This window comes from Idiomarina baltica OS145 (genome assembly GCF_000152885.1).
Classification (GTDB): domain Bacteria; phylum Pseudomonadota; class Gammaproteobacteria; order Enterobacterales; family Alteromonadaceae; genus Idiomarina; species Idiomarina baltica.
The window spans coordinates 149,109-172,140 of the sequence record NZ_CH672403.1; the positions used below are offsets into that span (position 1 = coordinate 149,109).

General features: G+C 46.9%; 22 protein-coding genes and 2 tRNA genes. 9 read left to right on the forward strand and 15 right to left on the reverse strand.

Annotated features, from left to right (window positions below):
• Window positions 1–16: 16 nt before the first annotated feature.
• Together OS145_RS02120 and OS145_RS02125 are read left to right on the forward strand one after the other, a co-directional pair.
• Window positions 17–1,870: a GNAT family N-acetyltransferase gene (locus OS145_RS02120; RefSeq protein ID WP_006954366.1), complete on the forward strand. Its 1,854-nt coding sequence runs from the start codon at window positions 17–19 to the stop codon at window positions 1,868–1,870.
• Window positions 1,867–2,796: a histone deacetylase family protein gene (locus OS145_RS02125; RefSeq protein ID WP_006954367.1), complete on the forward strand. Its 930-nt coding sequence runs from the start codon at window positions 1,867–1,869 to the stop codon at window positions 2,794–2,796. Before OS145_RS02120 ends, OS145_RS02125 begins: the two co-directional genes overlap by 4 nt.
• Before the next feature lie 13 nt (window positions 2,797–2,809).
• Here OS145_RS02125 and OS145_RS02130 read toward each other — a convergent pair.
• The 3 genes from OS145_RS02130 to orn all read right to left on the reverse strand — a co-directional run bounded on the left by OS145_RS02130 (window position 2,810) and on the right by orn (window position 3,613).
• Window positions 2,810–2,885: transfer RNA gene (locus tag OS145_RS02130), tRNA-Gly, on the reverse strand.
• Window positions 2,886–2,917: 32 nt separating this feature from the next.
• Window positions 2,918–2,993, reverse strand: a tRNA-Gly gene (locus tag OS145_RS02135).
• Window positions 2,994–3,061: 68 nt separating this feature from the next.
• Complete coding sequence (orn, locus tag OS145_RS02140) at window positions 3,062–3,613, reverse strand: oligoribonuclease (RefSeq protein WP_006954368.1); 552 nt, start codon at window positions 3,611–3,613, stop codon at window positions 3,062–3,064.
• Window positions 3,614–3,685: 72 nt separating this feature from the next.
• Between orn and rsgA the strand changes: the two genes are divergently transcribed.
• From rsgA to OS145_RS02155, 3 genes are read left to right on the forward strand one after another with little or no spacing between them, the layout of a single operon-like run.
• Window positions 3,686–4,732 (forward strand): small ribosomal subunit biogenesis GTPase RsgA, encoded by a 1,047-nt coding sequence (rsgA, locus tag OS145_RS02145; protein WP_006954369.1) that lies wholly within the window; start codon window positions 3,686–3,688, stop codon window positions 4,730–4,732.
• Window positions 4,733–5,602, forward strand: coding sequence for an archaetidylserine decarboxylase (asd, locus tag OS145_RS02150; protein WP_006954370.1), 870 nt, complete (start codon window positions 4,733–4,735; stop codon window positions 5,600–5,602).
• Window positions 5,599–6,327: a glycerophosphodiester phosphodiesterase gene (locus OS145_RS02155; protein ID WP_006954371.1), complete on the forward strand. Its 729-nt coding sequence runs from the start codon at window positions 5,599–5,601 to the stop codon at window positions 6,325–6,327. The genes asd and OS145_RS02155 overlap by 4 nt, the downstream gene beginning before the upstream one ends.
• Window positions 6,328–6,335: 8 nt before the next feature.
• On the opposite strand, the gene OS145_RS02160 is transcribed toward OS145_RS02155, so the two are convergent.
• The 4 genes from OS145_RS02160 to nudC all read right to left on the reverse strand — a co-directional run bounded on the left by OS145_RS02160 (window position 6,336) and on the right by nudC (window position 12,533).
• Complete coding sequence (locus OS145_RS02160) at window positions 6,336–9,434, reverse strand: efflux RND transporter permease subunit (RefSeq protein WP_006954372.1); 3,099 nt, start codon at window positions 9,432–9,434, stop codon at window positions 6,336–6,338.
• Window positions 9,435–9,437: 3 nt separating this feature from the next.
• A complete protein-coding gene (locus OS145_RS02165; protein WP_006954373.1) occupies window positions 9,438–10,493 on the reverse strand; it encodes an efflux RND transporter periplasmic adaptor subunit in 1,056 nt (351 codons plus the stop codon).
• Between the two features lie 124 nt (window positions 10,494–10,617).
• Window positions 10,618–11,688, reverse strand: coding sequence for a uroporphyrinogen decarboxylase (gene hemE / locus OS145_RS02170; protein ID WP_040487592.1), 1,071 nt, complete (start codon window positions 11,686–11,688; stop codon window positions 10,618–10,620).
• A 35-nt stretch (window positions 11,689–11,723) separates the two neighbouring features.
• Entirely contained in the window at window positions 11,724–12,533 is an 810-nt protein-coding gene (nudC, locus tag OS145_RS02175; RefSeq protein WP_006954375.1) for an NAD(+) diphosphatase, read from the reverse strand.
• A 93-nt stretch (window positions 12,534–12,626) separates the two neighbouring features.
• Between nudC and OS145_RS02180 the strand changes: the two genes are divergently transcribed.
• Window positions 12,627–13,097: an Rsd/AlgQ family anti-sigma factor gene (locus OS145_RS02180; RefSeq protein ID WP_006954376.1), complete on the forward strand. Its 471-nt coding sequence runs from the start codon at window positions 12,627–12,629 to the stop codon at window positions 13,095–13,097.
• Between the two features lie 61 nt (window positions 13,098–13,158).
• On the opposite strand, the gene fkpA is transcribed toward OS145_RS02180, so the two are convergent.
• Window positions 13,159–13,914: an FKBP-type peptidyl-prolyl cis-trans isomerase gene (gene fkpA, locus OS145_RS02185; RefSeq protein ID WP_006954377.1), complete on the reverse strand. Its 756-nt coding sequence runs from the start codon at window positions 13,912–13,914 to the stop codon at window positions 13,159–13,161.
• 95 nt (window positions 13,915–14,009) lie between these two features.
• Between fkpA and OS145_RS02190 the strand changes: the two genes are divergently transcribed.
• The 3 genes from OS145_RS02190 to OS145_RS02200 are packed head-to-tail and all read left to right on the forward strand — an operon-like array spanning window position 14,010 to window position 16,194.
• Complete coding sequence (locus tag OS145_RS02190; protein ID WP_006954378.1) at window positions 14,010–15,011, forward strand: WD40 repeat domain-containing protein; 1,002 nt, start codon at window positions 14,010–14,012, stop codon at window positions 15,009–15,011.
• Between the two features lies 1 nt (window position 15,012).
• Window positions 15,013–15,243, forward strand: a complete 231-nt coding sequence (locus OS145_RS02195; protein WP_006954379.1) for a SlyX family protein — start codon at window positions 15,013–15,015, stop codon at window positions 15,241–15,243.
• A gap of 54 nt (window positions 15,244–15,297) precedes the next feature.
• Complete coding sequence (locus tag OS145_RS02200; protein WP_006954380.1) at window positions 15,298–16,194, forward strand: phosphoribulokinase; 897 nt, start codon at window positions 15,298–15,300, stop codon at window positions 16,192–16,194.
• A gap of 4 nt (window positions 16,195–16,198) precedes the next feature.
• On the opposite strand, the gene OS145_RS02205 is transcribed toward OS145_RS02200, so the two are convergent.
• The 7 genes from OS145_RS02205 to OS145_RS02235 all read right to left on the reverse strand — a co-directional run bounded on the left by OS145_RS02205 (window position 16,199) and on the right by OS145_RS02235 (window position 22,990).
• On the reverse strand, window positions 16,199–17,050 hold the full coding sequence (locus OS145_RS02205; RefSeq protein ID WP_006954381.1) for a 23S rRNA (adenine(2030)-N(6))-methyltransferase RlmJ: 852 nt from the start codon (window positions 17,048–17,050) through the stop codon (window positions 16,199–16,201).
• Complete coding sequence (locus OS145_RS02210) at window positions 17,047–17,463, reverse strand: OsmC family protein (protein WP_006954382.1); 417 nt, start codon at window positions 17,461–17,463, stop codon at window positions 17,047–17,049. Before OS145_RS02210 ends, OS145_RS02205 begins: the two co-directional genes overlap by 4 nt.
• An 8-nt stretch (window positions 17,464–17,471) precedes the next feature.
• On the reverse strand, window positions 17,472–17,819 hold the full coding sequence (locus OS145_RS02215) for a DUF3802 family protein (protein ID WP_006954383.1): 348 nt from the start codon (window positions 17,817–17,819) through the stop codon (window positions 17,472–17,474).
• Window positions 17,820–17,831: 12 nt separating this feature from the next.
• Window positions 17,832–19,301 carry a succinylglutamate-semialdehyde dehydrogenase gene (gene astD, locus OS145_RS02220; RefSeq protein WP_006954384.1) on the reverse strand — a complete coding sequence of 490 codons (1,470 nt, stop codon included), beginning with the start codon at window positions 19,299–19,301 and terminating at the stop codon, window positions 17,832–17,834.
• A 13-nt stretch (window positions 19,302–19,314) separates the two neighbouring features.
• Complete coding sequence (astA, locus tag OS145_RS02225) at window positions 19,315–20,340, reverse strand: arginine N-succinyltransferase (RefSeq protein WP_006954385.1); 1,026 nt, start codon at window positions 20,338–20,340, stop codon at window positions 19,315–19,317.
• A 13-nt stretch (window positions 20,341–20,353) separates the two neighbouring features.
• Window positions 20,354–21,556: an aspartate aminotransferase family protein gene (locus OS145_RS02230; RefSeq protein WP_116287533.1), complete on the reverse strand. Its 1,203-nt coding sequence runs from the start codon at window positions 21,554–21,556 to the stop codon at window positions 20,354–20,356.
• A 255-nt stretch (window positions 21,557–21,811) separates the two neighbouring features.
• A complete protein-coding gene (locus tag OS145_RS02235; RefSeq protein ID WP_006954387.1) occupies window positions 21,812–22,990 on the reverse strand; it encodes an HDOD domain-containing protein in 1,179 nt (392 codons plus the stop codon).
• Window positions 22,991–23,032 lie beyond the last annotated feature (42 nt).

Genomic DNA, 23,032 nt, shown 5'->3' on the forward strand with positions numbered 1-23,032 from the left:
CTCTAAGGTGGTAACTATGAGCAAACTTGATTGGTCCAAGCTATTAAAATCAGGGCAACGCATTTTTATCGGCTCCCATGCTGCCGTTCCTACAGCATTGATTGATGATCTCATCGAAAATGCAAAACACCTACACGACATTGAAATAGTGCAGTTGATGACGCTCTCTGATAATAAGTGGGCACTTCCTGAGCATCAGCAACTATTTAAAGTGAATACCTTTTTTATCGGCGGCGATAACGTACGTAGCGCCGTTAATGAGGGGCGCGCCGACTACACGCCTTGCTTTATTTCTGATATTCCCAACTTATTCAATAATGGCATATTACCCTTAGACGCCGCCCTGATCATGGTTAGTCCAGCCGATCAATATGGCTATCACTCAATGGGGGTCTCCGTTGATGTGGTGGCTGCCGCTGCCAAATCCGCTAATACTGTAATCGCACAAGTCAACGAGCATATGCCTGTTACCTTTGGTCAATCTTTCTTACACAAAAATCAGATTGATTACTTTTGGTACCACGATCAGCCGCTACCTGAATTACCACAGCCCGATACCGTAGATAATAAAATTATTGAGCGTATTGGACAGTATATTGCTTTATTGGTGCGGGACGGTTGTACTTTACAAATTGGCTTAGGTCGTATTTGTGCCGCAGCGCTGCATTACTTAGGCAACCATAAAGATCTGGGAGTCCACAGCGAACTTATTACCGACGATATCATGAACCTGATGTTACAAGGCGTGATTAATAATCGTAAAAAAACGTTCCATCCCAATAAAATTGTCACTAGCTTTTGTATGGGCAGCCAAGCACTCTATGATTTCGTCGACAGAAATCCCCATATCGGCTTTTATCCAAGCGAATATGTCAACTCACCAACGAATGTGGCACGCAATGACAACTTAATTGCCATCAACAGCGCAATTGAAGTCGACTTGACCGGACAAGTGGTATCTGACTCGATAGGACATCAATTCTACTCAGGGATTGGCGGTCAAGTTGATTTCAGTCGAGGAGCGTCATTGAGTCAAGGAGGAAAGCCGGTCATCGCCCTTCCTTCAACAACACAAGACGGCAAGACCTCACGTATCGTCGCGCACATTCGAGAAGGCGCCGGCGTAGTGACCTCGCGTGGCCATGTGCACTATGTAGTAACAGAGTTCGGTGTCGCATCACTCCGTGGTAAAAGCATCCGCGAACGTGCTTTAGAACTTATTCGCGTTGCGCATCCAAAATTTCGCCAGCAACTATTGCAGCAAGTAAGGCAACATTATTGGGTCCCCAATTATCATCAACTAACGCCAAGCGATGTGCCGGAGCTAGGAGACATTGGATTTAAAAAAATCACCTTCGCCGGTGAGGAATTTGATTTGCGACCATTGTATCCGTCTGACGAACGCCGTCTGCAAGAGTTTTTCTATTCGCATACCAAGGAAACGCTTCAACTACGCTACAACGCCGTTCCTACACAAATGAGTCGAGAAAAGTCATGTACCTTAGTGAGCATTGACCAATCGGTTGATCTTGCACTGTGTATTGTGCGTCAAAAAGGCTCGGCGGCCAAAATCATGGCCGTGGGGCGCTATTACTATATTGAGTCTCATAACAGTTGCGAGGTGGCGTTTGTCACTCGTGAGCATTATCAAGGTCAGGGAATGGCCAGTGTGTTGCTACAAGAAATGATACGAATCGCCCAATTACGTGGACTCGACTCAATGCAGGCAGTGGTACTCGTGAATAATAAGCCCATGCTCAACGTATTTGAAAAGTCCGGATTTGTGCGTCAAGCGAGTGATGAGCCGGGTGAAGTCATGCTCAAACTCGAACTTAAGCAAAACGAAACCCAAGAAGAGTCGTCCTCATGAGTATTTACCTTTACTCTCATCCTCACTGTCTACTGCATAACCCTGATAAAGAACATCCGGAGTGTCCTGATCGAATAGACGCGGTGAATGACCAGATTATTCGTTCAGGACTCGATTTTGTGTTGACTCGCGAGCAGGCGAGTCCAGCAACATTAGAGCATATAAAACTAGCGCATAGCGATAAGTACATTAGTGAACTGTACCGTAAGCAGCCACACGAAGGTCATGTTTGGCTCGATCCAGACACCCCAATGACGCCCGATACGCTTGACTCTGCACTGCATGCGGTCGGCGCAAACGTGGCCGCAGTAGATAAAGTATTAGCCGACCAAAACAAACAGGCATTCTGCCTTGTGAGACCTCCGGGACATCATGCGACAAAGAATCAAGCAATGGGTTTTTGCGTATTTAACAATATAGCCATCGCAGCGCTCTACGCTCAGCAGGCATATGGCTTATCACGGGTAGCGATTGTCGATTTTGATGTGCACCACGGCAACGGCACGGAAGATATAGTTCAAGCGCATCCTAATATCCTGTTCTGTTCAACTTTTCAGTCACAGCTCTACCCTTATGTTGACGAGAACAACAACGATGATCACATTCTTTCTATCGCACTACCGCCAGGCTGCAAAAGCTTAGATTGGCGAGAGGCTGTTTACTACCAAATTTTGCCTAAACTCGATGCTTTTAAACCTCAATTAATTCTTATCTCAGCGGGTTTTGATGGTCATATTGAGGATGAAATGTCGCAGTTCCTACTGAAAGAAGATGATTACTTTTGGATTACGCAAAAACTCAAGTTAATTGCCGACAAACATTGCTCCGGACGCATCGTGTCCAGTTTAGAAGGCGGCTATGATCACAGCGCATTAGGACGCAGTGTTGTGGCGCATTTAAAAGGAATGTTGGGTAGCGAATACTAAGATAAATGAGATTTGGAGCGGGAAACGAGACTCGAACTCGCGACCCCAACCTTGGCAAGGTTGTGCTCTACCAACTGAGCTATTCCCGCATTTCGATATAAATAATTAGGAGAGTCTGACTTGGAGCGGGAAACGAGACTCGAACTCGCGACCCCAACCTTGGCAAGGTTGTGCTCTACCAACTGAGCTATTCCCGCATCGTCAGTGCGGCGTGTATTCTACTGAAACCGCCGCCCACGTCAACCGCTTTTTCACCGCTGGCCGTTTAAATGGCGAAAAAATGCGCTCTGTAATGCTTGAGCTCATCAATTGACTCACGAATATCAGCAAGCGCTTCATGTGCACCTTTCTTTTTAAAGCCGTTCATGGCTTCGGGCTTCCAGCGCTTGGCCAGTTCTTTTATTGTGCTTACATCGAGGTTTCGATAATGGAAAAAAGCCTCAAGCTCTGGCATGTGTTGGGCTAAAAATCGGCGATCCTGACAAATTGAATTACCACACATAGGCGATGTATTGGGCTCGACATAGTGTGATAAAAATTCAATGGTTTCGCGCACCGCATCCTGTTCGCTGTACTGACTCTTTTTTACTCGATCGACGAGACCTGAGCCAGTATGAGTTTTAACATTCCAGTCATCCATTTTATCGAGATTTGACTGCGGCTGATGAATCGCTATTGTTGGACCCTCAGCAAGGATATTCAAATCTGCATCAGTGACGATGGTTGCCACCTCAATAACGTGGTCGTATTCAGGGTTTAAACCTGTCATTTCTAAATCGATCCAAATTAACCGCTGACTTTTTTGTTCTTCACTCATTCGAACTCTCTTAACTCGACTCATTTTGGGTTATGATAGCGTTAAACTGTAAGTGGCAACAAGGTAAAGCGATTGGCAAAGCAAAAACGGCTGAATAAAGGACAAAAACGTCGAATTCAACAGAACCGCGAGAAACGTCTTGCGCGAGAAATCGACGTGCCCAGCGACCAGCTAGGCGCCAGCGAGACAGGCGTCATCGTCAGTCGTTACGGACAACACGCCGACTTGCTGACCACCGGTAATGAAATCATTCGTTGCCATATACGGCGTACAGTCGATTCATTGGTAACGGGCGATAAAGTGCAATGGCGTCCAATGATTCAGGCGCAAGATGGTATGCGGGGCATTATCGAAGCAGTGCACGAACGTCAGTCGTTGCTCTCTCGACCCGATTATTACGATGGTGTTAAACCAGTTGCCGCAAATATCGATCAGATATTTGTTATTTCGAGCGTACTCCCGAGCTTTACGACACAGATTATCGATCGCTACATCGTTGCTTGTGAAGCGATCGATATTGAGCCGATTATCGTTCTTAATAAAGCCGATCTATTAAAGCAAATTAATACCGAAGAGCGACAATTTATTGAGCAGCGGTTATCCGACTACCAAGCGATTGGCTACCGAGTACTTCTTGTGAGTAGTCACACTGCAGAGGGCATGACTGAACTTAACAACATGTTGAGTGAACATATCTCTATTGTTGTCGGTCAAAGTGGTGTCGGAAAGTCATCCATCGTGAATCGGCTTCTTCCCGACGTCGCAACTGAAACCAAAGAAGTCTCGTCGAACTCTGGTTTAGGTCAGCATACGACGACCGTGGCAACTTGGTATCCACTAAACAGTGGTGGCGCCTTAATCGATTCTCCAGGGATACGTGAGTTTGCCTTGTGGCACCTTGAACCGGAGCAAGTCGCCAGTGGCTATGTTGATTTTCAGCCTTATCTTGGGACCTGTAAGTTTAAAGATTGCAAACACAAAAATGATCCGGGCTGTGCATTGCAAGAAGCCGTGGAAAAAGGTGAAATACACCCATGGCGATTAGAAAATTATCATCGGATTATCGAGTCTATGTTGGCTAATAAGCCATCTCGAGTTTCAGCAAAAGGAAAACTGTAAGTGAGCAGCAGCGAACGATTCAAAATTGGTCTTCAATACGTACTCCCAAAGCACCTACTATCGCGTTTAGTGGGTCGATTTGCAGCGGCGAAGGCGGGAATATTTACTCAGGCTTTTATTCGCTGGTTTATCAAACAGTACAAAATTGATATGTCCGAAGCGATTCAAGAGGATCCGCGCGACTACGCCACGTTTAACCAGTTTTTTACTCGTCGCCTAAAACCTGAATTACGTCCAATCGTTGATGAGCCGGACCTTCTAGCTCATCCGGTTGATGGTGCCGTAAGTCAGCTCGGAGATATTGAGGAAGGCCGTATTTTTCAGGCCAAAGGGCACGATTATTCGTTACTTGAGCTACTAGGTGGCAAAGACGAGGACGCGGCACCGTTCCGAGAGGGTTCGTTTGCCACCATTTATCTCGCACCAAAAGATTATCATCGAATCCATATGCCGGTCGATGGTGTGTTACGTAAGATGGTTTATATTCCAGGTGACCTGTTTTCGGTCAATCCACTCACCGCACAAAACGTACCGAATCTCTTTGCCCGCAATGAGCGAGTCGTTGCAATATTTGATACCGAAGTCGGTCCAATGTCGATGGTACTCGTTGGCGCTACCATTGTTGCGAGTATTGGCACAGTTTGGTCGGGGACCGTCACACCTCCAACGGGCGCACGGATACAACATTGGTCCTACCCGACATCTGGACCTGAAGCCATTCGTCTCAATAAAGGTGAAGAGATGGGCCACTTTAAACTCGGCTCCACAGTAGTGATGACCTTCGCTAAAGGAGCAATAGAGTTTGATGAAGCACTGCAACCCGGTTCTGTGACTCGAATGGGTTCAGCAATGGCTAAGGTTCGGTCATGAAAGTCTGGGCGCATCGGGGTGCAAGCTTCGAAGCGCCCGAGAACACCCTTGCGGCATTCAGTCGAGCGATTGACAGCCATGCCTTTGGTATTGAGCTTGACGTTTATGCCGTCGACGATGAGCGATTTGTATTCCACGACCGATACTTAGAACGCTTAACCGCTTCACCCGGGCGTTTGCTCGATTTAACTCAAGCTCAAGTTAGAGCGCTTAAGGTATTCGGTCAACAACCTATCCCCACTTTACGTGAAGCACTTGAGCATATCGCGGGGCATTGTCACGTCAATATAGAGTTAAAAGGGGATATCCCGAGCCAGTCGCTGCTTCTCGACATCGATTATGTTTTGCAACGGAAGCTGTTCAAACCTGAACAGATCCTCGTCTCTTCGTTTAATCACCATTGGTTACAGCGCTTAAAACACCGTCGGCCAAATATCAACGTAGGTGCCTTAACCACTTGTTGCCCACTAGACTACTGTGATTTTGCATCGCGCCTTAACGCCTACTCTGTTCATGTTGACGTTGATTTTGTCACACAGGAGTTAGTTGATGACGCACACCGACGCGCATTGGAAGTCTACGTATTTACCGTAGATGAAGGGCATGATATCGAAGAATTACATGACATGGGTGTGGACGGCATTTTTACCAACCACCCGAGTTTTGCTCAGAAAATTATTGAGGGGCTTCCCGGTATCAACCGTTCGCCCCTCTGGCATTACTGACCCACGGTCTAGTGACGGTGGTCAGGGTATTCCTCTTGCAATGACTCCAAACGACGTGTAATCGCCATCGGTGATTGTGTCTTCTGTGCCATCAGCATATACAGTGCCGGTATCACAAACAGCGTTAAGAACGCCGATAACGCCACACCTGCGAAGATAACCGTACCAATCACCATGCGGCTCTCTGAGCCCGGCCCGGTTCCCAGAATAAGCGGAACTGAACTCATTAGCGTGGTAAATGCCGTCATCACAATCGGTCGCAAACGTTGTCGCGATGCCGTAATCACTGCATCACGGAAGGACAGCCCTGCATCCCTTAATTGGTTGGCAAATTCCACGATCAGAATACCGTTCTTCGCCGCCAAGCCAATAAGCATGACAATACCAATTTGGCTATAAATATTAATGCTGTTCCCGCTCAAATACAGGCCAATAAAAGCGCCTACAATGGCGATTGGAACAGCCAACATGATGACCAGTGGATGAATAAAACTCTCAAACTGCGCCGCAAGTACCAAGAAGGTAATAATTAATGCGAGCCCAAAGACAAATACTATCGAGCTGCCACTCTCCTTATAAAGTTGCGACTCACCTTTGTAATCAATAGAAACATCTTCTGGAAGTTTTTTGTCGACGACGCCCTCTAGGTAGCTCAACGCTTCGCCGAGCGAATAACCGTCGGCGAGGTTGGCTTCAATAGTGACACTACGCATACGGTTATAACGATTCAACTGAGATGAAGTCGCCCGCTCGCTCACTTTCACCACATTAGATAGTGGGATCAGTTCGCCGCTTTTGCCTGACCGAACATAAATGTTGTCGATAGCACTTGGGCTGCGATAGTCAGCTTTTTCACCCTCGAGCATGACATAGTATTCTTCGCCACGGTCAAGATAAGTCGTTACCCGACGTTGACCTAAAATCGATTGCAACGTGATACCGATATCTTCAACCGAGACACCGAGATCGGCAGCTCTCACTTCATCAACTTCGATTAATAGTTGTGGCAAAGTCTCTTTATAATCACTATCAACCTCAACTAAACCCGGGTTCTTAGCGGCTTCCTCAATCACAATATCGCGATACTCAGCCAGCTTTTCGTAGGTATTACCTTGCAGTACAAACTGCACGGGACGACCACCGCCACCGCTAATACCACTGCGCATAAAGGCAAACGCCTGTACGCCGACGACTTGGTTGAGCTTTTTACGCATCTCTTCCATGAGTTCAAAAGTCGACCAGTCACGTTCCTCAAAAGGAATTGCGCCAACAATCGCGATCCCCGCTGAGTTCCCCCAGCCCGGCGCCCTGACGATGACGCGATCAATTTTGTTCTGATCGATATAGGGTAGAAGGATTTGTTCGATTTCATCCATATGTCGCGAATTAGATTCAAAGCTAGCGCCCTCGGCACCTTTGATACTAATGTAGAAAGTACCGCGATCCTCCGGTGGTGCGAATTCTTGTGGTACAAATTGCATTGCGCCGTAACTCACCACGCCACTTAAAACGACCAGTATCAATGCCAAACTCGGGCGTTTGATGCTACCTTCTAAGACTGTTGTATATTTCGCTTCAAGCCATTTGAAAAAGCGGTCAAATGCTATACCAAACTTACTGGTCCGTTCTTTCTTATGTAAGATTTTCGAGCCTAGCATGGGCGTCAGAGTAAGCGCTGCAATACTCGAGAACGCCACAGCCGCCGCAATGGCTAGAGCAAATTCGGTGAACAACTTACCTATATTGCCTTCCAAGAACGCCAAGGGTACGAATACTGAAATCAGCACAAGCGTTGTCGCAATGACCGCAAAGCCGACTTCTCGAGCACCTCGATAAGCTGCCAGTAAGGGGGGCTCTCCTTCTTCGACCCGACGATAGATATTCTCTAGCACCACGATCGAGTCATCAACCACAAGCCCGATTGCGAGCACGAGTGCCAGCAAGGTCAATAAGTTAATCGAGAATCCGAGTGAAAACAGCACAATATACGAAGCAATAATAGCCACAGGGACCGTTAACGCGGGGATAATGGTCGCTCGTATATTGCCTAAGAATAGATAAATAACCACTACAACCAATGCCATCGCGATGAGTAGTGTGTTATACACTTCATCAATCGAGCCTTTAATGAAAATAGACGAGTCGTAACTTGTGGCTAAGTACATGGTTTCTGGTAGTGTTTTTTCTAACACTTCCATTTCCTCGCGCACATTCTCTACGACACTCAGGGTGTTGGCTTTGGATTGTTTAATGATGCCGATACCGACCATATTGACGCCATTACCACGGAAATCAGTTTTGTCGTCCTCAGCGCCAAGCTCAACACGCGCAACCTCACCCAACCTCACTAAATAACCGTCATCACCCTGACGAATCACTAAGTTTCGGAAGTCGTCCTCAGATAAATAGGCACGTGCCATACGCACAGAAAATTCGCGCTCGGTCGATTCAACTTCGCCCGCCGGTAACTCAATATTTTCCTCACGTAGGCGGCTGACGATATCCGTCACGGTGATTTGACGTGCAGCCATCGCGTCGCGATCAAGCCAAACCCGCATTGCATAGCGACGGTCACCACCGATGCGCACGCGCGCAACGCCATCGACAACAGCGAGACGATCCACAATATAACGCTCTGCATAATCGGTCAGTTCGAGTATCGACATACTCTCACTACGCAAGTTATACCAAACCACTGTTGTTTCATCCGAAGACGCTTTTGAAACCTCGGGGGGATCGGACTCCTCAGGCAAATTATCAAGTGCGCGTGATACCCGTTCACGCACATCATTGGAGGCTGCATCAATATCACGTGAAAGCGTGAATTCAATACTAATCGACGAGTTCCCTGGACGACTGCGTGACGAGATATTTTTTATTCCCTCAATGCCACTGATGCGTTCTTCGATAAGTTGCGTGACTTGCGTCTCTACAACTTCAGCACTCGCGCCTGGGTAGTCTGTGCTGATGGTTACCACAGGCGCATCAATATCCGGAAACTCTCGTAACGGAAGCATTGTGAAAGCAACAATACCGAAAATAATTAACAGTACATTGACGACGGTGGCAAAGACTGGGCGTTTTACTGATACATCAGATAACAACATGCCCTAGTCCTCCCTTACATCGACAGGAATACCATCACGCAGGCGCACTAAACCTTCAACGATGACCTCGTCACCAGGCTTCAGTCCTTGTGTGATCTCGACTACGCCCGGCTTACGGCGACCGATGCTGACTTCCACCTGTTTAGCGCGATTATCCGGTGTTAGAACAAACACATATTGACGGTTCTGAATCGGCAGTAACGCTTTTTCAGGGAGTATTAAAGCCTCATCAATGCTACGTAACAAGGTAATTTGCAACAACATACCTGGGCGTAAGCGTTCATCATCATTGGCTAGTTTGGCACGAACACGCACTGACCGAGTGACAGGATCGATGCGTGAATCAATACTGGTAATGCGTCCGCGGAACTGCTCGCCGGGATACGCTCGGTTTCGAGCGATCACTTCCTGGTCAACGGCGAGGCTAGCGAAATACCGTTCTGGAACACTGAAGTCCACTTTAATGGGCGAGATGTCATCTAAAGTTGTAAAGGTATCTCCAGGCGCAACTAGAGCACCTGGACTCACTTCACGAATTCCCACACGACCTGTAAACGGCGCATAGATCTTCATTTCCGCTAAGGTAGCTTCGGCTACTTCAAGTTCTGCCTGTAAGCGATTAACTTCAACATGTTGCTCCTCGACCTGCTGTTGTGACGCTGCATTTTGACGACGCAGAGAGGTTAAACGGTCAAGTTGACGCTGGGCTTCGTTGAGACTGAACTGTAGCTGCTGTACGCGAGCCACTTCTTTACGCGCATTAAGCTCAGCCAGTAGTTGACCTTTCTCGACACGATCACCGCTATCAAAATAAATTGCATCCACGATATCTTGTGTTTGCGAAGTGATTTCAACGGTCTCATTAGCTTGGGCTGTACCCAAGGCCTCAATCACATCGCGGTACTCACTCATCGAGACAACTTGTGTCTTTACGGGAACACTCGGTTGCGATTGTTCCTCCACTTGCTTCGCGGGTGGAAATGCAAAAAAATAAATCGCCAGTGCAATTAAGGCGATAACAACAAGGGTAATTGGATTAATCCAATTGCGGCGCGCCATACAATAACCTCGAGAAAAACAACATCATAATAAGGTCTATTGTATGAAAAACACCGCCCATTGGGCGGTGCATCTAACGAGTTTGAACGTGAGTTAATCGCAAATGTTTCAAAACATGTTCGATTTAGCGGTGATATTTGGGGCTGTGCTTATGAACCGCTTCTATAAATGCCCCCGCGTGGTCCGGGTTCACTTCTGGATGAATCCCATGACCCAAGTTAAATACGTGACCACTTCCTTCACCATAACTCTCTAAAATCAACTGAACTTCTTCTTCGATACGTTGTGGAGAAGCATATAACACGGATGGATCCATATTACCTTGCAAAGCAACCTGATCGCCAACGCGCGCACGAGCATCCGACAAATCAGTGGTCCAGTCTACGCCTAAACCATCAGCGCCCGCTTGTGCCATCGCCTCTAGCCACTGCCCACCGTTTTTAGTAAATAGGGTGACAGGTACATGGTTTCCATCCTGCTCACGAATCAAACCAGCGACGATTTTTTCCATGTATGCCAGTGAAAATTGCTTATAGTCCCGTGGTGATAACACGCCACCCCAGGTATCAAAAATCATCACTGCTTGTGCGCCCGCGTTAATCTGCGCATTGAGGTAGTCAATAACCGAGTCGGCCAAAACGTTGAGTACATGATGCATGAGCTCAGGTTCAGCAAACAGCATCTGCTTAACTTTAGAGAAGTTTTTAGTGCTGCCGCCCTCAACCATATAGGTCGCTAACGTCCAAGGACTGCCAGAGAAACCGATTAAGGGTACTTTTCCATCCAGTTCCTGACGAATGAGACTCACTGCATCGGTCACATAACGCAGTTCATCACTCATATCCGGTACAGTAAGTCCCTTTACGTCTGCCTCAGTGCGCAACGGACGCGAGAATTTGGGACCTTCACCTTTTTCAAAGTAAAGACCAAGCCCCATCGCGTCTGGAATCGTTAAGATATCACTAAACAGGATAGCCGCATCGAGATCAAAGCGCCGCAGTGGCTGCAATGTCACCTCGCAGGCGAGCTCGGTATTTTTGCACAGCGACATAAAGTCACCCGCTTCAGCCCGAGTTGCTTTATATTCAGGCAAGTAACGGCCCGCTTGGCGCATCATCCAAATCGGTGTTCTATCAACCGGCTGTTTCTGCAATGCTCTCAGATAACGATCATTTTTTAACTCGGGCTTTCTCATAACGTCTTCCAACATCCAATTTATTGGTTATTTTATCACTCTTGCTGTGCCTTGCCGATAGCGATTTCAATCAAACGATGCGCAATCGTGCCTTCGGGTGGCGTGTCGGGTAAGTCATCAATAGCAAACCAGTCACCCGCTTCGAGTTCCACAGGGTCAATGTGTAAATCGCCCGACTGCCATTGTGCAGTGAATCCCATCATCAATGAGTGTGGAAACGGCCACGGCTGGCTCAGTTGGTACTCGATATCACAGACTTCAATACCTGCTTCCTCGTGCACCTCTCGCGCTAATGCTTGTTCGAGCGACTCGCCTGGCTCCACAAAGCCCGCCAAAACAGAATAAACGCCTTGTTTATGCCGCTTACCTCGGGCTAGTAACAACGCATTCTCTTTTCTTATCGCTACAATGATGCACGGCGAAACGCGCGGATAACACCGGTGGTTACACTGCTGACAATGCATGGCGAGTTCCCAGTCCACCGCTTGCATGCGCGCCCCACAACGACCGCAAAACCGATGCTGGTTGAGAAAGTCCATTACCTGACGCGCCCGACCCGCCATCGCAAACTGCTCTTCATCATGCACAGAAAGTAAGCTACGTAGTGGCACAAACTCACCGCCTACAAAAGCAGGATCATTAAGGTCAGCCACAATAAGGTAACATGGTCGCTCTCTCAACTCGCCTAAATAGACCACTGTATATTGAGACAGATCAGGAAAGTTCAGTGATGCCATCGCTCCCGATGGAACGTTGCCATTCTCAGTTACGAAAACATCACCAGCCGAGCAAATAAACCAACGTGCGGGTTCGTCTTTCGATGGTTTTACATAAGGCTTAACCACGTTACACTCCTTAGAGTAAAGATCGCCAATTTTGATTGAGAAAAGCATTCGACACCTTTACAGTATGTCGAAGATCTCATTTCGGAGAACCCCATGTTAAAGAAAAGTGAGGAAGCACGCCAGCGTTGGGGCGGAGCTCATGACAGCATTGACCAATGGTTAACTGAACGACAAGACCTTCTCGTTAACTATTTTAAGCTAGCCGCCCTTCCTCCCTATGAAGGTGTACGCAACGGCTTACCTGATGTCACTGACATTCGTGATTTCTGTGGTCAATTAGTCGACTACGTATCGAGTGGTCATTTTGAAATATATGAACAATTGATGAAGCAAGCGAGAGAGAATAAGCAACCCCTCGAAGCCTTGTTAGAACAAGTATTTCCACTCATCAGCGATACCACCGAAATCGCTTTAGACTTTAATGATAATTACGGTGAAATTGATTCAAATAATCATCTAAATCAATTTGATCGTGATCTATCAGCACTTGGTGAAGCCATTGAATTGCGAATGGAATTTGAAGACCAGTTACTACATCACTTAGAAAAACACGAAGCGCTATAAATGATCGATGAACAATAAAAAACGGCCGCAATTGCGGCCGTTTTTGTATGTAAGTGACAACTTACTGTTGAGTCTCAGATTTATCAGACTCTGGCTTATCTTTCACGTCCAATAGTTCAACAGTGAAGATTAACGTTGAATTAGGTGGAATTTGACCACCCACTTCGCGATCACCGTAAGCTAGCTCTGCCGGAATAACAAAGCGATATTTTGCACCCTCTTTCATCAATTGCAGGCCTTCAGTCCAGCCTGGGATCACACGATTAAGTGGAAAGACTGTCGGTTCGCCACGCTCATACGAGCTATCAAATACTTCGCCATTGACTAAAGTGCCTTCATAGTGGACTTCTACAATGTCGTCTTCACTAGGGCTATCACCTTCACCCGCTTCAATCACTTCGTATTGAAGACCCGATTCGGTTACCTTAACGCCATCTTTTTTAGCATTTTCTTCTTGGAACGCTTTGCCTTCTTTCGCCGCTTTGCTACCTAATACATTCTTGCGTTGTTCCATCACTTTTGAACGTAAGTCATTCAGTAGTTTGTCAGCTTCTTCGTCAGATAATTTATTTTCACCTTTGACGGCATCAACAAAACCCGCAATCACGAGTTGACGGTCAAGCATCACTTCTGCTTTTTCCTGATCATCAAGGTTACGAGCAACAAAACTACCCACTGACGAACCTAGCGCATAAGCTTGCTTTTCTTGTTCTGATTCGAGTTTCTTCTGGCTAACAGGATACGGTTCTTGCTGCGAACATGCAGTAATAGCCAGCGCAATAGCCGATAGCGCTAGAGGTTTCATCATTCGGTTCATCTTTTTCTCCAATTAACATCCCGTAAAGTAATTGACTATGCCATAATCAAATTGTTCGGTCAGCCCCATACTACACAACACCATAAGGCTTGCCCATGAATATTAAACAAAACGTCGTATTCAGTCTTGGTCTTGTAATCAGCATGCTGCTATTTGGATGCACGCCAGCACCCGAGCAGATACATAAAAAAGCCCATTCCGAAGCTGGCACATACGTGGCAGACATCGCCGATGATGGCTCCTTTAGTGTCGTCGCGACTGACAGTAACGGCGTCTTATTATGGCCACGCTACGCGAATGATGCCAAGTATCAATGGCGCCAAGATGATGCTGATGTGTCACAAATAATTGCCGTCGATATTAGCGCCGATGGCGCAACTGTAGCCGCGGCAAGTCGTAAGGCATTTAGCCTTTGGGACGTTGATAAAGGAACTAACATAGGTTATTGGCAATCAAGCGGAGCGGACATTAACAATATTGCCGTCTCTAATAACGGCTCCACCATCGTACTTGGGCTAAACAACGGTACTCAGATCGCATTTAATCCGCAGTCGGGTCGACGTCTTGAGTTTTACGGTCATCAAAGCTCAATCACTGACTTGGTCATTACACCCAATGGTCGCTATGCCTTGAGCGGAAGTACCGATCAAACAGCCATTCTGTGGTCAACTGAGTCTGGACAACCCATACATCAATGGCAGCATGAGACTCGCTTAACAAAGGTGGCATTAGACAGCGGTGGACGCTATGCCCTCACCGCTGGGAGTTTAGATAAAGCCTATATCTGGGATGTAAACTCCGGTGAGCAAGTAAAGCAACTCGATATCATCGAGCGTGTTAGAATATTTAGTAGTGCACGTTTCAGTCAGTCAGGTAAATTTTTAATTACCGGCTCGCCGTCTCGTCAAATCACACTTTGGCGTACTAAAACCGGCGAAGAACTTAGGACGTGGAACGTTGAGTTACGCGATAGCCATCGACCTAATAATGCCGTGGTATTATCAACCTGGCTTAACGAGAGTACCGGCATGGTCATGAGTGAGAGCTCCGCAGGCTATGGCGAATGGTGGCAACTAGAACCTAACTGGCAGCAGTAATATGAGTGAAGAAGAACGCTTACAAAGTAGAATTGATAATTTGGAATCACAATTAGCATTCCAAGAAGATGTCATTGACGCGCTGAATCAGCGCGTCACTGATCACAACCGCGAGCTTGCAGAGGTAGCGCGGCGCATGAAGTATTTAGGCGAACGATTAAGACAAGTGCAAGACAGTCAATCATCACCTGATGCGGATCCGAGTGTTGAGCCTCCACCGCCACATTATTGATCGTGACGCGGTTATCCGCTATAACAGATGTTCACTCATTGTTAATAGGTTTTTATGTCTTCGAAGCATCCTATCATTGCGGTAACGGGTTCATCAGGTTCGGGAACTACCACGACAGGTCAAGCACTACGTCATATATTTCGGTCCCTCGATGTATCAGCTGCTTTCGTAGAAGGTGATAGTTTTCACCGTTATTCTCGACCAGAAATGGATGTCGCAATTCGTAAGGCGCAAGAGCAAGGGCGTCATATTAGTTACTTTGGTCCTGAAGCAAATGACTTTGAACGGCTTGAGTCGCTGTTCGAAGAATATGGTCGCACAGGTAATGGGCAAATCCGACGTTACTTACACACCTTTGATGACGCGGTACCCTACAATCAAATGCCCGGTACGTTTACGCCATGGGAAGACATGCCAGAAAACACCGACGCATTGTTCTATGAGGGGTTACATGGAGGCGTTTGCGGCGACGGTTATGATGTCGCTAAACACGTTGACTTATTGATTGGCATGGTACCCATCGTCAACTTAGAGTGGATCCAAAAGCTCGTTCGCGATACGCAGGACCGGGGGCATTCACGCGAGGCCGTCACGACCAGTATTATTCGTAGTATGGAAGATTACATTTACCATATTGTCCCTCAGTTCTCACGCACTCATATAAACTTTCAGCGCGTTCCGACCGTTGATACCTCCAACCCGTTTAGCGCCAAAGAAATACCGTCTCATGACGAGAGCTTTGTCGTTATTCGTTTTCGTGGAATGAAAAACGTCGACTTCCCGTACTATCTGCAAATGATCGACGGTTCGTTTATGTCACGTACCAACACGCTTGTCGTGCCCGGTGGTAAACAAGCACTCGCAATGGAGTTAATACTAACACCTTTAATTGAACAAATTATCGAGCGCAAAACGCAGTTGCGTACCCAAGTGGATTGGCTCGATAATTAAGTCGTTACTCTTCAACAAGCCAAAAAGTACGCGAATGAGCTGACTCATCTTGAGCAAGAACACGTTGCAGGTAGTTCATCACATCAGGTAACTGTTGCTGTATTCCATAAGGTGGGTTAACCCAAACGTAACCGCACCCATAAAGACCGGCACTGGGGTCAGGCTCTTTTACCATCAGCTCAATCGCCAAGGTTTTTGGTAAGCCCTCTAGCTCACTGAGTTGACCGTAAAAGTCAGCCACTTTCGCATCGTCTTTGAGCGGAAACCAAACGGCAAAACTTCCCGCCGCCCAACGCTTAATACCCTGTTGGATAGCCGCTACAATATCATCAAACTCGTTAACCGATTCGAATGGTGGATCGATTAACACGAGTCCTCGCTTCTCATTGGGAGGCATTTTAGCTTTTAGTACTTCATAACCATCAAATGGCGCAAGTACCTCTAAGCGACTCGTTTGCTGCCCTTCAAGATTAGCCTTTAACGCCTCGGCATCTTCTATATGCAGCTCGCTCACAATATGTCTATCGTTCGCTCTCAATAATTGTTGCACTACCCAAGGCGAACCTGGATATGACTTCAACTCACCTTGCTCATTTAAACCTTCAACAATATCTAAGTAAGGCTTAACAAAAGCTGGCGCATCGGCATCGTTCCACAGCCTGCCAATACCCTCTGGATACTCATTCGTTTTACCGGCTTGCTCAGAGGTCAGATCGTATAGCCCAATCCCGCCGTGGGTATCGAGCACACAAATAGGCTTGTCTTTCTGCTTGTAATAGTCAATCGCCATGACCAACAGAAGATGTTTGAATACGTCAGCAAAGTTGCCAGCGTGATAAATATGTCGATAATTCACGCTTCGATAATCTTATAACTGTGAGTCATCTCAACACTGGCTTCCAGCATTTTAGCGACCGAGCAATATTTATCGGCTGACAGCTTAACAGCTCTGTCCACATGCGTTTCGGCGACATTTTGTCCTGTTACCACGAATTCCAAATGCACCTTTTTAAACACTTTCGGGGTGTCACTCACTCGTTCACCGGTCACACGACATTCACAGTGCATGACCTTTTGTCGTGCCTTTTGTAGTATGCTCACCACATCCACTGAAGCACAACTTCCGGCAGCCATTAGTACCGCTTCCATGGGACTGGCAGATGTTTTAGCATGCCCATCAAGTACCATTTGATGGCCACTCCCAGACTCGGCAACGAACGTCAAATCATCAAGCCACTTGACGGTCGCATTCAGGGTATTATCAGACATAAAAGCAATTAACCTTTAATATTGAGACGCTGATCGAAGAGGTTTTTTACTAAACTTACGAATTCAATAATGCAGGCCTCTTGTTGTTCGGAGGGATGATTGTTTAGAACAGAGGAAAGGATTTCTTCTAAATCGTACATGATAGCGTCAGCTTCTCTTACCATATCGAGCCGAGTATCTTGGTCGATATCATTTTGCTCGAACAACGCCATCATATGCTGAGAGAGCTGCTCCTCAAGCACATCACGTAGAGTGTAGTTAGCACTACCCGCTGGCAACTTCCGCTGTTCAAACAACGGAAGCTGCTCAGTCAAGTAGTGAATAAGTTCGACGTAACCGTCTGTCTCAGTAATCATTGAGATAACTTATTAAAATTTAAGCCCCGGCGCTAGTGTTTCTGGCAAACTTTGTGTATCAGCTTCGACGGAAGCCACAGGGTAAGAGCAGTAATCTGCTGCATAATAAGCACTTGCGCGGTGGTTACCGCTCGCACCAATGCCACCAAAAGGAGCTGCACTGCTTGCACCTGTGATCGGTTTGTTCCAATTAACAATGCCAGCACGAATGTGCTTAAAGAAATGACGATAAGTCGCTTCGTCATCACACAGAATGCCTGCTGACAACCCATAGCGCGTATCGTTTGCTTTAGCAATCGCATCGTCTAGATCGTTAAAGCGGTAAACTTTAAGCATTGGACCAAAGTACTCTTCATCAGGCGCATGTTCGACACCCGACATATCAATTATACCCGGCGTAACAAAGCCTAAGTTACTGTCTTTCTGCTTAAGCTTAACCAATGGTTTACCACCGAGTTGAACGAGCTCATTCTGCGCATCCACCATTTGACTCGCGGCTTTTGCAGAAATCATTGCGCCCATGAACGGCTGAGGGTCAGCATCGTAGTCATCAACGAGAATGTTTTCGGTCACTTCCACCAGACGGTCGAGTACTTTGCCGCCCATTTCGGTGTTTTCGATAAACAGTTTACGCGCACAAGTACAACGTTGACCGGAAGTGATAAACGCTGACTGGACAATGTTATGTACAGCGGCATCGACATCAGTAATGTTGGTAACGATTAACGGGTTATTGCCGCCCATTTCCAACGCTAAGATTTTATCAGGACGTCCACCAAATTGTTTATGTAACAAGTGCCCGGTATTCGAAGATCCCGTAAAGTATAGGCCGTCGATCTGTGGATGGACTGACAGCGCTTTACCGGTTTCGACTTCACCCTGAACCAAGTTCAGCACGCCCGCTGGCAGGCCGGCTTCTTGCCACAACTCGACCGTAACCTGAGCCACATGAGGCGTCAGTTCAGACGGCTTAAACACCACCGTGTTGCCAGCGATCAAAGCAGGGACAATGTGACCGTTCGGTAAGTGCCCTGGGAAGTTATAAGGACCATAAACAGCGACTACGCCATGAGGCTTGTGACGAATAAACGCCTTCGCGCCTGGCATCTCGTTTTCTACTGTCCCTGTGCGCTCTTGATATGCACGCTCAGAGATACCGACTTTACCGATCATCGCACCCACTTCAGTGCGTGTTTCCCAAACCGGTTTGCCTGTTTCGGCCGCCATCACGCGTGCTAAACGTTCTTTGTTTTGCTCAAGTAATTCCGAAAACTTTTTACAAATAGCTAAGCGATCTTCAAATGAAGTGTGAGACCACTCAGGAAATGCCGCACGAGCAGCCATAACCGCTGTATCAACTTGTTGCTCGGATGCACTTTCACCGCTCCAAACAACTTCATTACGTGCAGGATCAATCGACTTAAAGGTTTTACCTTCGCCCGCGAGCCATTGATCGTTAATAAACTGTACATTAGAACTCATCATTGTTCTCCTGTTACAGAGCCACGATACGCACCGTATCGCCCTCAGAAAGATTCAATTTATCCGCTTGCTCAGCGCTCAATTGCACTTTTTCAGAGCCTTCAACGTGACGAACCTGAGCTGCTCTAAATGATTCAATTTGTGTGTTGCATATAATATGAGGTGTTGCACTCTCAGCATCTACTGGCGTATCGACCAGCACCACCTCTTTTAAAACACTATTACGTACACTACGTAAGTTCTGGACTTCTGCCTCAACCGTTGGTCCTGCGTCGAAAATATCGACAAAGCCACGGAACCTAAAGCCTTCAGACTCGAGTAGTTTTAACGCCGGTCGCGTATTATCGTGCACTTTGCCGATCACTTCTCTTGCCTTCTCTGGCAACAGTGATGTGTAAATCGGGTAGCGCGGCATGAGTTCAGCAATAAAGGTTTTATCGCCAATACCACTCAAGTAATCTGCTTTGGGGAAGTCCATCGAGAAAAAATGTTGTTCCAACCAATCCCAGAAAGGGGATGCGCCATCGTCGTCACACACGCCACGCATTTCGGCAATCACCCAATCGCTAAAGCGTTGTTTGAATTGCGCTAAAAACAGCATCCGAAAACGTGAAAGCGTGCGGCCATTTAGGTTGTGACGATACGGTTCACGTAAGAACAACGTGCATAGCTCTGAAACACCTGTGTAGTCATTACATAATGACAATGTCTCGAGCGTGTTATGAATGTTTAGCTTCTCAGAATGGTGCACGACCTTACCTAAGCGGTAATGCCAAAACGCTTCCGTCAACCCAACGGCTGCCTCAATACCACTGACACCGGCAATTTCGCCCGTTTCGGTATCTTCCATGACGAACAGATAACTTTCATCGCCTGGGGTCGCTACATCTTGCTTGGCAAAAGCAGCTTGCGCTCGAGCGATTCTTCGCTCGAGCAAACCTTGATCAATTGGCAACGATGTAAATCCATGCCCAGACTCTACCGCACAACTATATAGCGCTTCGTAATCTGCTGCCTCTATCGGTCGAATAACCAACATACAGGGTCCTCAATTAACCAACGACTTGAGCAACGGCGTGCTCAAAACGTTTGAGACCTTCCTTGATATCCTCTTCTGGGATAATAAGCGAAGGTGTGAATCGAATAACGCTGGCGCCAGCAACTAAAACCATAACGCCGTGCTCTTGACCCGCGAGCAAGAAATCGCGTGCGCGACCTTCAAATTGCTCAGTAAGCTCCGCGCCAATCAGACAGCCCATGCCACGTACTTCTTTAAACACATTGTATTTGTCGTTAATTGCAGCGAGGTGCTCTTTAATCATTGTTTCGCGCTGCTTAACACCTTCAAGCACGGTCTCTGTATTTACTACCTCCAGAACCGCTTCTGATACGGCACATGCCAACGGGTTACCGCCATAAGTACTACCATGCGTGCCTGGTTTTAAATGCTCTGCAATTGCCGCAGTCGTCAACATTGCACCGATTGGGAAACCACCACCCAATGACTTAGCAGAGGTTAGAATATCTGGCGTCACGCCAAGTTGCTCATACGCATACAACGTACCGGTACGACCAAAGCCAGTCTGGACTTCATCAAAAATCAATAACGCATTGTGTTTATCACACAATTCACGCACTTGTTTTACGAAGTCCTGCTCTGGAGGGACAACGCCACCCTCACCTTGCAATGGCTCCATCATCACCGCACAGGTCTCGTCATCGATAAGTTTCGCCAATGCATCAGCATCATTGTAAGGTACGTGTTCAATCGCACCTGGCTTTGGACCAAAGCCATCAGAATAAGCAGGCTGACCACCAACCGTGACAGTGAAGAAGGTACGACCGTGGAAGCCTTTGTTAAAGGCAATAATTTTTTGTTTCTGTTCGCCGTGCACATCAATCGCCCAACGACGCGCCAGCTTTAACGCAGCTTCGTTTGCCTCAGCGCCCGAGTTGGCGTAGTAAACACGGTCAGCGAAAGTCGCGTCAGTTAACTTCTTAGCTAAACGAATCGCCGGTTCGTTAGTAAACACGTTACTTAAGTGCCAAAGCTTTTGGCTTTGCTCATGAAGCGCGTTTACCATTGCCGGGTGACAATGACCTAGACAGTTAACGGCAATACCACCAGCAAAATCAATGTACTCTTTTCCCGCTTGGTCCCAAACACGTGAACCTTCACCTTTCACAGGCACCATTTGAGCGGGGTTATAGTTTGGCACCATCACGTCACTAAACATCTCACGCGTAACGGCCATTTTTGCTGAATTATCTGTCATTGCTCACTTCCTTATCGCTTACAGCGAATTAGTTAACTTAACAATCACGAATGATTTTAAAGGATATATTATGCCAAAAATTGAGCAATTTGTCTGCGTAAATCAGGTATGAATGGGGCGAAAGCCGTGATATGCAGTAGTTTTGCAAAGAATGCGAATAACTATCCACAAACGCGGCTTAAAGTAGAATGAATACGCACAATTTTTTCTAAAGTTTAAAAACAGCGCGGTCGGTTACTTTGGCACGTTAAATTTTGGACGCTTCAAATTGAGCGTATTTAGTTCGGCAACAAGACCGGCGTCAACGTCATAGCGCCGCAGTAGATGTGAGCCCTCTTCAACACTGGCGAGCTCGACCTCACGTAACATACGAAACTCACAAAACGCATTCGCTTGGGACAAGACTTTCGCATAATCAGAGTCAAAGTCATCCACATCGTGCGCTTGGTGAAAGTTTTGCAAATGTTGACTGATCGGCACTCGCTGCAGACCCCACCCCTCAGAGACAATGTAACTTACACGCTTATCTTGCTCGAGCATCAAATTACGTAAAAATCGCTCGTCTGGTGTGATGCTGATGAGTGCGCTGTGGCGCTCTGGACTACTGTCGTTAATCGAAGCGATTGCCATTTCACGTTGGATCTCATCAAATACACGTAAGTACAATTTAGTCAGCGCCACTTTTCCTAATTCATGAAACATACCGAGCGTAAACGCCAAGACAGGATCCTTGAGTTGTTGCCGTTCGGCGATTGCTTGCGCGATGATCGCTGTTCCCAATGAATGTTCCCACACTTTCCTGCGAAACAATGTAAAGGGTTGCGTGGAAGGCGGCAGCCAATTCTGCATGATGTAAGCAGGCGCCAATAAACGGAGGTTTTCCGTACCCATGAAGCTCATCGCTGTTCGCAGATTCTCTAGTTTTACCTTTTTACTCTGCTTACGTTGGTCAATAAATGGGGGCTGATTAACCGTTTTTAAGACCCCATTATGAAACCAATCCATGCCTTGCACGATATCTTCGATACGTCTCATCGACGCCGCTTTAGTGCTCAGAATATCAAGTAGATCCGGCAGTTTTTCAGGAAGCGGGATCAGCTTTTCACGGATATAATCTCTATCGTCAAGTTGAGCTAAAATACGACGATAGATATTTTCATGAAGCTCATCCGAAACCCGATCTTGGTAGCGTTGACGAGCACGCGCTAAACGTTCACGTTCATCATAGTTAATTTGTTCGACTTGCAATAACCGACGCTTTTGCTCTTGAACTTCACTTTCTACTCCATCCGCTTTATCTTTACTTTTACGGGCAAATGGAAAGCTAATCAGATAGTTAATAAAACGCTTCTCAAGACGAAATGCGGGGTCCTTGCTTCCACCTTCGGTCGATACAGCAAAAAAATCAAACATTTAACAGTATACTCTTGTTAACAATAGCTGGCTCAAATACAC

Excerpts from the sequence above, each read along its gene's own strand:
- astA (WP_006954385.1), bottom strand. The coding sequence starts at position 20,340 with ATGTTGGTTATTCGACCGATAGAGGCAGCAGATTACGAAGCGCTATAT.
- hemE (WP_040487592.1), bottom strand. The coding sequence starts at position 11,688 with ATGAGAAAGCCCGAGTTAAAAAATGATCGTTATCTGAGAGCATTGCAG.
- OS145_RS02195 (WP_006954379.1), top strand. The coding sequence starts at position 15,013 with ATGAGTGAAGAAGAACGCTTACAAAGTAGAATTGATAATTTGGAATCA.
- OS145_RS02125 (WP_006954367.1), top strand. The coding sequence starts at position 1,867 with ATGAGTATTTACCTTTACTCTCATCCTCACTGTCTACTGCATAACCCT.
- OS145_RS02165 (WP_006954373.1), bottom strand. The coding sequence starts at position 10,493 with ATGGCGCGCCGCAATTGGATTAATCCAATTACCCTTGTTGTTATCGCC.
- OS145_RS02230 (WP_116287533.1), bottom strand. The coding sequence starts at position 21,556 with ATGGCCGTTACGCGTGAGATGTTTAGTGACGTGATGGTGCCAAACTAT.
- OS145_RS02180 (WP_006954376.1), top strand. The coding sequence starts at position 12,627 with ATGTTAAAGAAAAGTGAGGAAGCACGCCAGCGTTGGGGCGGAGCTCAT.
- OS145_RS02215 (WP_006954383.1), bottom strand. The coding sequence starts at position 17,819 with ATGATTACTGAGACAGACGGTTACGTCGAACTTATTCACTACTTGACT.
- orn (WP_006954368.1), bottom strand. The coding sequence starts at position 3,613 with ATGAGTGAAGAACAAAAAAGTCAGCGGTTAATTTGGATCGATTTAGAA.
- OS145_RS02235 (WP_006954387.1), bottom strand. The coding sequence starts at position 22,990 with ATGTTTGATTTTTTTGCTGTATCGACCGAAGGTGGAAGCAAGGACCCC.
- OS145_RS02155 (WP_006954371.1), top strand. The coding sequence starts at position 5,599 with ATGAAAGTCTGGGCGCATCGGGGTGCAAGCTTCGAAGCGCCCGAGAAC.
- OS145_RS02120 (WP_006954366.1), top strand. The coding sequence starts at position 17 with ATGAGCAAACTTGATTGGTCCAAGCTATTAAAATCAGGGCAACGCATT.
- OS145_RS02200 (WP_006954380.1), top strand. The coding sequence starts at position 15,298 with ATGTCTTCGAAGCATCCTATCATTGCGGTAACGGGTTCATCAGGTTCG.
- OS145_RS02190 (WP_006954378.1), top strand. The coding sequence starts at position 14,010 with ATGAATATTAAACAAAACGTCGTATTCAGTCTTGGTCTTGTAATCAGC.
- OS145_RS02210 (WP_006954382.1), bottom strand. The coding sequence starts at position 17,463 with ATGTCTGATAATACCCTGAATGCGACCGTCAAGTGGCTTGATGATTTG.
- astD (WP_006954384.1), bottom strand. The coding sequence starts at position 19,301 with ATGAGTTCTAATGTACAGTTTATTAACGATCAATGGCTCGCGGGCGAA.
- OS145_RS02160 (WP_006954372.1), bottom strand. The coding sequence starts at position 9,434 with ATGTTGTTATCTGATGTATCAGTAAAACGCCCAGTCTTTGCCACCGTC.
- fkpA (WP_006954377.1), bottom strand. The coding sequence starts at position 13,914 with ATGAACCGAATGATGAAACCTCTAGCGCTATCGGCTATTGCGCTGGCT.